The organism is Rickettsia australis str. Phillips (assembly GCF_000273745.1).
Taxonomy (GTDB): domain Bacteria; phylum Pseudomonadota; class Alphaproteobacteria; order Rickettsiales; family Rickettsiaceae; genus Rickettsia; species Rickettsia australis.
Map to the genome: position 1 here is coordinate 76,664 of NZ_AKVZ01000013.1, position 11,260 is coordinate 87,923.

The following is an 11,260-nucleotide window of genomic DNA, read 5'->3' on the forward strand; positions in this document are numbered from 1 at the left end:
AAAAATAAATGACTAATACTAAAACTTTAGAAGAAAATATTAGCTTTGAAGAAGCTTTACAAGAGCTTGAAGAAATTGTTAAGAAAATAGATAACGGACAAGAGAGTCTAGAGATGGCAGTTAATAGCTTTGAAAGAGGTATTTTACTTAAGAATCATTGTGAGAAAAAGCTAAAAGAAGCTCGGTTAAAAATTGAAAAAATTACTAAGCTTGCTGATTCTATGGTGGTCTTAGAAGAGACGGAAGTGTAGCTTGTAAGGCATTGCCTGCGTGAATACCAAGTCGTCATTGCGAGCAGGTATTGCCCACGTGGATACTGAAGGTCGTCATTGCGAAGAGTGAAGCGACGTGGCAATCTAGAAAATAATTAAAAAAATTCTGTAAATCAGAATTTTTAACTGGGTTGCTTAGTCAAAACTTACAGTTTCTTCTCGCAATGACGACCTTCGTACCCGCGCAACAATGCTTTGCAAGCAGCTGTATGCTGCGTAGTAATCTCATGAGATAATAACAAATTCCTGACATGCGGTAATACAATTACTTCATAACTTTGCTTGCAATGACGAAAAAACTGATACACGCAAGCAGGTTTTTCGTGGGAATGACATAATGTAAAAATTACGATGCTTATGCTTAATCATATAATTGACTTTATCTACACTGTTCCTAATATTGTTTTATTCATCATAATAAATATTGTTTTGATGAGTTTTTGTGCTGGATGTTTATATTAACAAAATACATTATTTCTAATAATTTTCAAAAAGAAGAGCTTAGAAGTCTTGGTGGTTTTGGGTTGTAGTCGGTAGTATGTATGTGGTATCAACCGGTTTTGTATTAATTTATTTACTCGGTCATTTTAATAAAGCACAAGAATGGGTGGCAGCAAAATCTATAGTGTTGATGAGGCTTGTAGATAGTGTAGGTTGGCTTCCCCATGAAATGAGACCTGCAATTTATCTAGATATTAAAAATTATATCAAAGATGTAATGCAAGCGTGAATGGCAATTAATGAAAGACGGCAAGAAAATCGTTCATGAAGCTCTTATTTTCCTCCAAGATATTAATAAGCGACTACAAGCTTATAAAACAAGCGAGCAAATGCAGCTATTTACTAAGCAGGAAATCATTGAGTAGATAAAAGAGCTTTATATCGTAAGGTATAACACGATTAAAATATCCTATTTTTCCTTAAATATTCAATATTGGATAGTTATATGTGTAATGACCGCTTAATTTAATTTTTGTCTGTATGCTTGGCACCAAGCTTTATTTACATAAGATTTTGGTTGGTTTAGTTTGTGTCACTTCATCATCAATGCTTTTTTATTATTTATATTAGATAAACTTTTTAAAGGTCCTTTCGCCGTAAATCAATATGACCTTATTAAGGCTATACATTATAATTGAGAGATTAAATTAGTGATATCTGTAACAACATAACGCCATAATTTATCCGTGCCTTTGGTAATACCGATACGGGTAGTAGTAGAGTAGGGGAGTTTTAAGCCGATATCGCCGACAAAAAATTCGTTATTATTGATAAGATCGCATTTATTATGAGAGATATTAATGCCAAGATATTTGCATAACTTACCAGGACCGTTGAGATATACCTTTGATACTTTAAGATTTGGTACACCAAATTGCTGGATTCTTATACGCTGTGCAGGCTCACCGCTTATTTGACTTCCAACTTTTGAAGTATCTGCAGTATATAAATCATTAGGTGAAATAACATGTACACCTCTTATTAATGTTGCAGCAGGGAAACCCTCAGTCTCGGTTACGAAATTTAAACAATAATACATTCCGTAAATTAAATAGACATAGCTAAATCCGGCAGGACCAAACATTACATCTGTTCTTTTGGTTCGTCCTCGTGCTGCATGGCAAGCAGGATCATCCTGCCCTATATAACTTTCAGTTTCTGTAATGATGGCTGTTTTATCTTGAAAATATAAGACTTTACCTATTAACTCAGTACTTACTAAGTTAGTATCTCTTGTAAAAAATTCACGAGGTAATGGGATTAATTTATTCATGTTTTTGAAAAAAATATTTAAGTTGCTATGCCATTTTGTAGGAGTGAAGTTAGTAATTTCATATCCAGCTATATTGTTTATATAAAAAGGATCTTCTCTTAATATATCTTTAAGTTGACTTAGTTTTTCTATATTAGCTAAAATAATACCTCCAATCCTTGGATATATAGGACCTGATAAAATAAAATATCCTTTGTCATAACATGTATTTAAAAATTTTCTATGTTCCGTAATAAATTTTTCAACGGAAGGAAGGGGCTGCACCTTCATTGATCAATATTTCTTTGTTATACTTAAGATTTACAATAAACATAATTTATATTTTTTTATTAAGTGATTTATAATTTTTTATAGAGATTGGAACATTATCATATCCACCGTTGCAAAACGGTTGGCATTTGATGATTCTTTTAAAGGTAAGCCACAAGCCTCTTGTGCTGCCGTGTATTGTTATAGCTTCTTTGGCATATTCAGAACAGGAGGGATGAAATCGGCAATTATTGCCAAGTAGCGGGGAAATGAAATATTGATAGAATTTAATTATTAATAAAAGTATTTTACTCATTTTGCAATTTATCTATTAGTTTTTCCATTTTTTCTGGAGTCAGATCTTCATAATAATCGTCATTGATTTGTAAGACCGGAGCGTTAACGCATGCTCCTAAACATTCTATCTCACTTAAAGTAAATTTTTGATCTTCTGTGGTTTCTTTGAGTTTTATACCTAATTTCTTTTCACAAATTTTCATGATATCATCACTACCGCGTAGCCAGCAAGGGGTAGTAGTACATACTTGAATATGATATTTACCAACTCGCTTTAAGTTAAACATAGTATAAAAAGTTGCAACTTCATAAGCTCGTATATAAGGCATTTCTAGCATATTTGCGACATATTCTATAGCAGGCACGGGTAGCCAACCGCCATTTTGACGTTGTGCTAAATCAAGCAGCGGTAATATAGCACTTCTTTTACCTTCCGGTGGATATTTTTTTATAATATCTTCTGCTAGATTTAAATTTTTCTTATCAAATGTAAAATTTGTAATTTTTGTATTCATATACTCCTAATATTATGAATAGTGTAGTAAACGAGTCTACCGATCTATCTCACCAAATACTATATCAAGCGTAGCTATAATAGTAATAACATCTGCCATTAAATGACCTTTAGACATAAAATCTAGTCCTTGCAAATGAGCAAAGCCGGGTGCTTTAATACGACATCTGTAAGGTCTATTAACTCCTTGCGAGTATAAATATACACCAAACTCGCCTTTAGGAGCTTCTACTGCTTTATAAGTCTCACCGGTGGGTACGTCATATCCTTCCGTATAGAGCTTAAAATGATGAATCATCGCTTCCATAGATTCTTTCATTTTGGCTCTTGTCGGCGGTGTTAATTTAGGATCATCGGTTTTAACTGCACCTTTCGGCATTTTCTCTATACATTGCTTGATTATCTTAATAGATTCATAAATTTCAAGCATACGAACGAAATATCTGTCGTAACAATCACCGTTTTTGCCAATTGGTACTTCAAAGTCCATTTCATCATAAACGTCATAAGGGTTTGACTTGCGTAAATCCCAAGCTATGCCTGAACCTCTAAGCATCGGTCCTGAAAACCCCCAATCCATTGCCTCTTTTTGAGACACAACGCCGATATCTACTAGCCGCTGTTTCCATAATCTATTTTCATTTAATAGACTTTCAATATCATGAAGTTTAGGAGGAAACTGATTTATAAACTTATCTATATCTTCAAGTAAACCGTCAGGCAAATCTTCTGCAACGCCTCCAGGTCTGAAGTAGTTTGAATGCATACGAGAGCCGGAAACACGCTCATAAAATTCCATAATTTTTTCTCGCTCTTCAAAAAGCCATAATAAAGGAGTAGTAGCACCGATATCTAAAGCTTGGCTGCCAATATTCAAAGTATGGTTCAAAATTCTTGTTAGTTCTGAGAATAGTACCCTGACAAACTGAGCTCTTCGTGGGACTTCGCATTCTAATAACGACTCGACTGCCAAAGCAAACGCATGTTCTTGGCACATTGGTGAAACATAATCAAGGCGATCAAAATATGGTATAGCCTGCAAATATGTTTTATGCTCAATAAGCTTTTCCGTACCACGATGCAGTAACCCAATATGAGGATCGGCGTTGTTTACTACTTCCCCGTCCATCTCAAGAATTAACCTTAAAACTCCATGAGTTGCCGGATGCTGTGGACCAAGATTTAGAGTTATAGTTTTTGTGTTGTTAGTCATAGTATCCATCATTGAGAGAAGCAGTAGGTGTTGTTACATGGAGACCCAAACTGTCATTGCGAAGAGCGAAGCGACGCGGCAATCCAGTTAAATAATTTCATCATATAAATCTTTCCAATTTACATTCATTGGCTCAATTAAATTAAGCTTTTTTGCTCTTGAGTCTGATTTAATTTGTTTTTCTCTAGTTATTGCAGAATCCATAGTTTCATGGATTTCATAAAATACTAGCATTATACAATCGTATTTTTTACTGAACCCATTAGTTGTATTATTTTTGTGTTCATATATACGTTTGATAATATTAGAAATTACTCCTATGTAAATAGTACCGTTTCATTTATTAGCAATAATATATACAGCTGATTGCTTTCCTGGATTGCCGCGTCGGGACTATGTCCCTCCTCGCAATGACAGTTTTGATGTAATTCTATTTCCGAGCTTCTGTTTTCTTGGGAATAACATCGGCTGCCTTCTCATCCCCCGGTAATACGTAAGTCGGGTTATGCCAATGAGAGCTAAAATCAAACTCACGATATTCTATATCTAAATTAACCGGCTCATAAACTACTTTCTTTAGCTGCTCATCATATTTAACTTGTGTATAACCTGTTAACGGGAAATCTTTACGTAATGGATGTCCCTCAAATTCATAATCGGTTAGTATCCGTCTTTTATCGTCATTGCCATCGAAATTTACCCCGTACATATCGTACACTTCACGCTCATACCAACAAGCGGTACTAAATATATTCATTGCCGAAGGTATAGTTTCTTTTTCAGATATATATACTTTTATTATAAGACGCTTATTTAATTTTAAGCTTAATAAGTTGTAAACTACTTCAAATCTTTTATCTCTTTCAGGAAAATCAGCTCCAAATAAATCAGTAAGTACGGTAAAACGTAATGCTTCCGATTCTTTTAAAGCTTTTAAAAACGGTAATAAAAAATTCAGCTCGATTTTATAAGCTAGGTAATCTTTAACCATAACCGGAGTTATTAAAATGCTAGATTTAGCTGCAAGTTTTTCAATGAGTTTGTCTAGCGTCATACTTAAAACCTGTAGTGCGTTTAATTTTTTTCTGTAATTGCATAAGCCCGTAAATTAATGCTTCGGCGGTAGGAGGGCAGCCAGGGACATATACGTCAACAGGTACGATTCTATCACAGCCACGCACTACCGAATAGGAGAAATGATAATAGCCGCCGCCATTAGCACAGCTACCCATTGAAAGCACCCATTTAGGCACAGCCATCTGATCATATACTTTACGTAGAGCTGGTGCCATTTTGTTAGTAAGTGTTCCTGCAACTATCATAAGGTCGGACTGTCTTGGACTTGGTCTAAATAACATACCGAAGCGATCCATATCATATCTACTTGCTGCTGCCTGCATCATCTCAACAGCACAACAAGCAAGCCCAAAAGTCATAGGCCATAAGGAATTAGCTCTCGCCCAGCCTATAACGTCGTCAACTTTAGTGAGTAAGAATCCTCTATTAGAAAGCCCATTATTTAATAATTCATCTTCTTGATAAAAACTGTGTTTCATATAATTACCAGTCTAAAGCTCCTTTCTTCCATTCATATATGAACCCGATAGTAAGTACGAATAAGAAAAATATCATTGAGAAAAAGCCTATTTTACCTATCATATTAAGGCTAATAGCCCAAGGCACTAAAAATGCGATTTCAATGTCAAATATGATAAATAAAATGGCAACTAAGTAAAAGCGTATGTCAAATTTTGACCTTGCATCACTAAAAGGTTCAAAACCACACTCATAAGGCTCTAGCTTATCTTTATTATAGTTCTTTGTTGATAATAGATTAGGTAGAATCATTATTAAGCCGGAAACCAATACCGCAATACCGAAAAATATAGCAATCGGTAGATATTCTTGTAAAAGCTCTGAGTTTTGTAGCATATGTTTTTATTGTATGAGTATAAGTGCGGTTTATGTCATTCCCGCCTACGCGGGAATGACATAAAACACTTATTTCTATATCTATACCAAATAGCATCAATTATCAACGACAATATCAGGTTTAACTAGTAATTTCATTAACACTAGTACCAAAATACCGCTTGATATCCACCATATTTGCCAAATATTATATGAAATCATGCTGATAATATAGTAATTTATAAAACATGCATAGGAAATTGCTTTGAAATTATTATTTTCGAGATTACTAATTTGTTTGAGATATTTATAAACTAAGCATAAAAATAATATTAAACCTATTGTACCGAGTTCAAGAGTAATTTGTAATATATTATTATGAGGGTGTAGCGGCAAAGGATGCCATTTTTCTCCGTTGTAGTTGATCATTGCACTATTATTGACTTTGATATATTTAGAAGAAGCAAAGCCATAGCCTAAAATCGGTTTTTCGATGATTTTATTTGCAACAAAATGCCAAATAAATAAACGATGAGCAGCGGAAGGTTGTGTAGCTAAATATTTTTCAGATAAATCTTGTGGTTCTATTTGTTTAGCTATAACTGGAAATAGTAACGAGCCGGTAATTAAACTTATTGCAATTAATTTGAAAAATATCGGCTTTATAACTCTTGCTAAAATAAATATTACTCCGCTTATACTAAAGCCTAAAAAACTTGCTAAACTATCGGAAATACTTAATAAATAAAGCACTAATATATATAGCATTAATGCATGTCTTCTTTTACCGCTAGAGAGTAAAATGATCATCGCTACCCAAGAAGTAATTGAAAGTAAAGCACAGCCTCGATCTAGCATATATAAGCCAAAACTAGTTTTGGACATTCTTGTTAAAAAACCATGAGAAGAATATTCAATGAAGAATAATAATATTGCCGTGAGAATTCCGAGTATTAAAGCTTTTTTAAACTGCAAGCGATTCCCGAAAAGAGCAGAATCACTAACTATAAATCCAAGAAATAAAAGTATGAAAACTTGAGCAAAAGTAACTAGGCTATTAATAGGATGAATTCCGAATAAACAAGATATAAAGCACCAAGCGACGAATAATAGTTCGGTTTTTATTGTCATTGCGAGGAAAAACTGTAAGTTTTGACGAAGCAATCTCAGGAGCCCTGCTTTATGAAATTGCCACGCTCCTTTTAGTCGCTCGCAATGACGATTAATACTTCGCAGAAATAACATTAGCAAAAAAATTGTAACAGTAGCTGCAACCGATAAGCCCGCTACCATTCCAAGGCTTGGAATTAGGAATATTAAAGTTGAAGTTAAATAATTTATCATTTCAATTAAAAACAATCTTTAACAAAAATTTCGTAGATTGGGTGTTCAAATGTTGAAAGTGAAATGCTTGAAGAAATCATCCATCCTTGAAAGAGTAAATTAGGATCTTCGTCTATTTTATATTCCGTTATGGTCATCAACAAATAATTATCTTCATTATACGGATCAAGGTTTTTTATACATTTATGCAATTTGATTTTTATATTACCGAAATATTTCTCTTCCCCGACTTTAAAATTAATTTCTTCAGAAGTAGCGGTAATTTTATTTAATGCAATAATTTTACCATTTGTATAATTCTTAAATTCAGAACTATTATTAATATTATCGTTTGGATTTAGAATAGGATGATTTTCATCAAGCGGGATAAATACATCATTTTCAATATCTTCAGTTGTAGTAACCGACTCTAAATTTTCTGCAAATATAGAAGAGTAAGCACATATGATCGTGATAAAAACAATTCGTAGTAACTTCATAAATAAACATATTATTTTTAAAATTATATACTATAGGGGATTAATGGCAATGATAATTTGTGATATATGTCATACCGTGGCTTGACCACGGTATCCAGGCTTTTTTTTATTATTATTTTTATGGACCCCGTGGTCAAGCCACAGGCTGACAGTAAATCATTATATGACACTATTATATGCTCCACTCTAAAGAATTCTGAATTTCTATTTTACGGCAGGATTTTCATAGCTTTATCATTAAGGTATTTAATACTATTAATCAGGGAGCAGAGTATTACCCAAGTCAACATATAAGAATAATTACCGATTATTTAAATGCCGTGCAAAGCGGTGATATTAATCGTTTAATAATCAATATACCGCCAAGGAGCTTAAAATCTATTTGTGTTAGTGTTGCTTGGTCTGCTTATCTATTTGGGGTTAAACCCACCAAAAGGATTATGACTGCCACCTATTCTCAAATACTTAGCATTAAATACTCACTAGATTGCCGGTTTATTTTAAATTCCGATTGGTATAAGGAACTTTTTCCAAATACTATCCTTAGTAAAACCCATAATCACAAAAGTAAGTTTTTAACGAAAGCTAACGGCTTTAGATTTGCAACATCGGTTGGAGGATTGGCAACAGGTGAGGGCGGTAATATATTAATTATCGATGATCCTCATAATCCTACACAAATTCATTCTTATAAAATACGTAAGAAAATTATAGATTGGTTTGAGCAAACTTTTGTGAATAGACTAAATAATTGTAATAAGGGAGCGATAGTTCTAATTATACAGCTTCTTCATACAGATGATTTATCCGGTTATCTACTTAGTAGTAGCAATTCATGGCATTATTTGAAAATTCCAGCTATTAGCATTCAAGATTACTCCTTTAAATTAATGAATAAAGAATATCAATATCTTAGCGGTGAGATTTTAGATAGCTATAAAGAACCTCCTGATTACTTAGCAAAGTTAGAGCAGGAAATAGGTATCTATAATTATAATGCTCAATATTTACAAGAACCTATAGCTAGGGACATCTTTGCTTAATATGGAGGATATTAGCTTTTATGAAATTCTACCTGAGAAGTTTGATTATTTTATGCAAAGCTGGGATACGGCAATTAAAATTTCTAAAGATTTTGATTATCGTGTTTGTACTATATGGGGGATTTTTGATCAGAAATATTATCTAGTATCATTAGTACGGAAAAAAATTAATTATCCTGAGCTTAAAAATATAACGGAAAAATTAGCTAGAGAATAGCAGCCAAAATTTATATTAATCGAGGATAAAGCAAGCGGTCAACAATTGATTCAAGATATAGGGTTTAGGCGAGAATATTAGCGTGATTGGGATTAATCCAAGGCTCGATAAAGTTACAAGATGCGCCTCGGTAGTTCCTTTATTTCAATCAGCTAGTGTTCTAATACCCAAACAATCAAGCATAATTTTAAATGAATTACTGAATTTTTCTCATATTAAAAATGACGATATAGTGGATTCCGTTAGCCAGTGCCTGAATTTGATGAAGGATAAATCGTTTTAAATATCCTGCAAGGATTAGGAGTTTAATATAAAAATAGTTGCTTTTTTGGATGAATGTTGGTAGTATTACTGTGTTTTGAAAACGTCATTGCGAGCGACCATAGGGAGCGTGACAATCTTATGAAATAATAACAAACTACTGAGATTGCCACGTCGAGGCTTTGCTTCTCCTAGCAATGGACGATACCTAGGCTGGGTAGCAAAGTGGTAATGCCGTGGACTGCAAATCCTCTATTCGTCGGTTCGATTCCGACCCTGGCCTCCATTATAGAAATTAAAAAATCTTATGGAATTTATTTTGCAATTCCTAGAAATGCTCTTAGCCGAGCGAGCATTATCAAAAAATTCTATACTTAGCTATAAGCGTGACCTATTCGATTTTCAAAACTATCTTGCTAAACAAAGATTATCCGAATTAAATATTACCACAGAAAATGTTAGAGATTGGATTGAGTATCTAACAAGTAATGCTTTACAAGCACGCTCAATCAACAGAAAAATCTCAACTATAAAAAGCTACTATGAATTTTTAATTAGCGAAAATCATACTGCCTTTAATCCGGTTCTTAACGTAGATTTACCGAAATACCAAAATAAACTTCCTGAAATACTGTCTATAGATCAAATTAAATCGCTACTTGAATATTGCTCGCAAGATAATTCTCCTGAAGGTATAAGGCTTAATGCGATGATTCATTTGCTTTATGCTAGCGGCCTTAGAGTCTCGGAGCTTGTGAGTCTTAAACTTAGCGATATTCTTACTAATAAAACATCTAAAGGAGAAGTAAGAAAAATATTTTCGGTACTTGGTAAAGGTAATAAGGAAAGAGTCATAATAATAAATGAACAGGCAGTTATCTCTATTGCTAAATATCTTGCAATTAGAGATATTTTTGTGAATAAAGCTAAACCAAAAAATCTAATTTATTTATTTCCCTCATCAGCTTTAGCAGGTTATATGACTAGGCAAAATTTTGCAATTCTGTTAAAATCTGCTGCTCTTTATGCCAATCTTAACCCTGAACATATTTCTCCTCATATATTACGCCACAGCTTTGCAAGTCATTTACTTGAGGGCGGAGCAGACTTAAGAGTAATTCAAGAGCTACTCGGCCATGCTGATATATCAACGACCCAAATATATACTCATCTTCAAACTAATCATCTAAAAAAAGCATTATTGCATCACCCTCTTAACAAAAATTAATTTATATTGATCTTTTATAAAGTGCTTGTTAATATTTTTTTAACTAAATATAATACGTCTTTTGAATTTAAGGAATAAATTATATGAAGCTAAAAGACATTATGCTCTCTTGTATTAGTAAACCTATAGAAATTGAAGAAAAATATCCTAGATTAGCTCAAAAAACAGAATCAGGATTCACTGTTTATTCCGGGTTAGGTCAAAGAAACTTAGAAAGAGAAGAATTATGTGATGAAGCATCACATAATTTAGCAAATTTAGTTATCCAAGAAATAGATAACGAAAATTTTGATTTGAGGATTTTACAAAAGATGCAGCAGGCTTTTAGCATTGCAAGTAAGCAAAAACAAAGAAAAGCTTTTATAAGTTTTTTAGATAAAGAGCTTAATCAAGAGCAATTACATAAACTCAGTCAAGCAATAATGGAAAATGCAAATGAATTAATGCCGGATGATGAT

At 33.2% G+C, this 11,260-nt stretch carries 16 protein-coding genes, 1 tRNA gene and 2 pseudogenes; 8 read left to right on the forward strand and 11 right to left on the reverse strand.

Translation table 11 applies throughout. The annotated features are described in order from the left end of the window. The first annotated feature begins 8 nt into the window (after window positions 1-8). The 3 genes from A452_RS0102165 to A452_RS12950 all read left to right on the forward strand — a co-directional run bounded on the left by A452_RS0102165 (window position 9) and on the right by A452_RS12950 (window position 1,138). On the forward strand, window positions 9-251 hold the full coding sequence (locus A452_RS0102165) for an exodeoxyribonuclease VII small subunit (protein ID WP_014412893.1): 243 nt from the start codon (window positions 9-11) through the stop codon (window positions 249-251). A gap of 559 nt (window positions 252-810) precedes the next feature. Beyond that, window positions 811-1,002 (forward strand): hypothetical protein, encoded by a 192-nt coding sequence (locus tag A452_RS12945; RefSeq protein WP_025999546.1) that lies wholly within the window; start codon window positions 811-813, stop codon window positions 1,000-1,002. 10 nt (window positions 1,003-1,012) lie between these two features. Further along, complete coding sequence (locus tag A452_RS12950; protein WP_269208707.1) at window positions 1,013-1,138, forward strand: hypothetical protein; 126 nt, start codon at window positions 1,013-1,015, stop codon at window positions 1,136-1,138. Window positions 1,139-1,401: 263 nt separating this feature from the next. Here the strand turns inward: A452_RS12950 and A452_RS0102180 are convergent, their stop codons facing one another. The 11 genes and pseudogenes from A452_RS0102180 to A452_RS0102220 all read right to left on the reverse strand — a co-directional run bounded on the left by A452_RS0102180 (window position 1,402) and on the right by A452_RS0102220 (window position 8,053). Then, window positions 1,402-2,046: a DNA-3-methyladenine glycosylase gene (locus A452_RS0102180; RefSeq protein ID WP_025999547.1), complete on the reverse strand. Its 645-nt coding sequence runs from the start codon at window positions 2,044-2,046 to the stop codon at window positions 1,402-1,404. 105 nt (window positions 2,047-2,151) lie between these two features. Next, window positions 2,152-2,316 (reverse strand): annotated as a pseudogene (locus A452_RS12745) (YciI family protein); the annotation flags it as partial. Between the two features lie 46 nt (window positions 2,317-2,362). Next, window positions 2,363-2,611, reverse strand: coding sequence for a membrane protein insertion efficiency factor YidD (gene yidD / locus A452_RS09480; RefSeq protein ID WP_014412891.1), 249 nt, complete (start codon window positions 2,609-2,611; stop codon window positions 2,363-2,365). Next, window positions 2,604-3,107, reverse strand: coding sequence for an NADH-quinone oxidoreductase subunit NuoE (nuoE, locus tag A452_RS0102185; RefSeq protein ID WP_014412890.1), 504 nt, complete (start codon window positions 3,105-3,107; stop codon window positions 2,604-2,606). The genes yidD and nuoE overlap by 8 nt, the downstream gene beginning before the upstream one ends. A 36-nt stretch (window positions 3,108-3,143) precedes the next feature. Further along, window positions 3,144-4,319 carry an NADH dehydrogenase (quinone) subunit D gene (nuoD, locus tag A452_RS0102190; protein WP_014412889.1) on the reverse strand — a complete coding sequence of 392 codons (1,176 nt, stop codon included), beginning with the start codon at window positions 4,317-4,319 and terminating at the stop codon, window positions 3,144-3,146. A gap of 87 nt (window positions 4,320-4,406) precedes the next feature. After that, window positions 4,407-4,646, reverse strand: a complete 240-nt coding sequence (locus A452_RS08035; RefSeq protein WP_338009658.1) for a GIY-YIG nuclease family protein — start codon at window positions 4,644-4,646, stop codon at window positions 4,407-4,409. A gap of 103 nt (window positions 4,647-4,749) precedes the next feature. Next, entirely contained in the window at window positions 4,750-5,373 is a 624-nt protein-coding gene (locus tag A452_RS0102200; RefSeq protein WP_014412887.1) for an NADH-quinone oxidoreductase subunit C, read from the reverse strand. Continuing rightward, window positions 5,351-5,875 (reverse strand): NuoB/complex I 20 kDa subunit family protein, encoded by a 525-nt coding sequence (locus A452_RS0102205; protein WP_014412886.1) that lies wholly within the window; start codon window positions 5,873-5,875, stop codon window positions 5,351-5,353. Before A452_RS0102205 ends, A452_RS0102200 begins: the two co-directional genes overlap by 23 nt. A 4-nt stretch (window positions 5,876-5,879) precedes the next feature. Then, window positions 5,880-6,251 (reverse strand): NADH-quinone oxidoreductase subunit A, encoded by a 372-nt coding sequence (locus tag A452_RS0102210; protein ID WP_014412885.1) that lies wholly within the window; start codon window positions 6,249-6,251, stop codon window positions 5,880-5,882. 96 nt (window positions 6,252-6,347) lie between these two features. After that, complete coding sequence (locus tag A452_RS0102215) at window positions 6,348-7,571, reverse strand: O-antigen ligase family protein (RefSeq protein ID WP_025999548.1); 1,224 nt, start codon at window positions 7,569-7,571, stop codon at window positions 6,348-6,350. 8 nt (window positions 7,572-7,579) lie between these two features. Next, window positions 7,580-8,053, reverse strand: coding sequence for a DUF2155 domain-containing protein (locus A452_RS0102220; protein ID WP_014412883.1), 474 nt, complete (start codon window positions 8,051-8,053; stop codon window positions 7,580-7,582). A 320-nt stretch (window positions 8,054-8,373) separates the two neighbouring features. On the opposite strand from A452_RS0102220, the gene A452_RS11835 reads away from it, so the two are divergent. From A452_RS11835 to A452_RS0102240, 5 genes and pseudogenes are all read left to right on the forward strand, one after another. Then, entirely contained in the window at window positions 8,374-9,096 is a 723-nt protein-coding gene (locus A452_RS11835) for a hypothetical protein (RefSeq protein WP_231289955.1), read from the forward strand. Next, the gene (locus tag A452_RS11840; RefSeq protein ID WP_231289954.1) at window positions 9,089-9,313 is read left to right on the forward strand and encodes a hypothetical protein; all 225 of its coding nucleotides are present in this window, start codon (window positions 9,089-9,091) and stop codon (window positions 9,311-9,313) included. The genes A452_RS11835 and A452_RS11840 overlap by 8 nt, the downstream gene beginning before the upstream one ends. Window positions 9,314-9,785: 472 nt before the next feature. Then, window positions 9,786-9,860, forward strand: a tRNA-Cys gene (locus A452_RS0102230). A 21-nt stretch (window positions 9,861-9,881) separates the two neighbouring features. After that, complete coding sequence (locus tag A452_RS0102235) at window positions 9,882-10,802, forward strand: site-specific tyrosine recombinase XerD (RefSeq protein WP_014412882.1); 921 nt, start codon at window positions 9,882-9,884, stop codon at window positions 10,800-10,802. Window positions 10,803-10,885: 83 nt separating this feature from the next. Beyond that, window positions 10,886-11,260 (forward strand): annotated as a pseudogene (locus A452_RS0102240) (DUF5410 family protein); the annotation flags it as partial.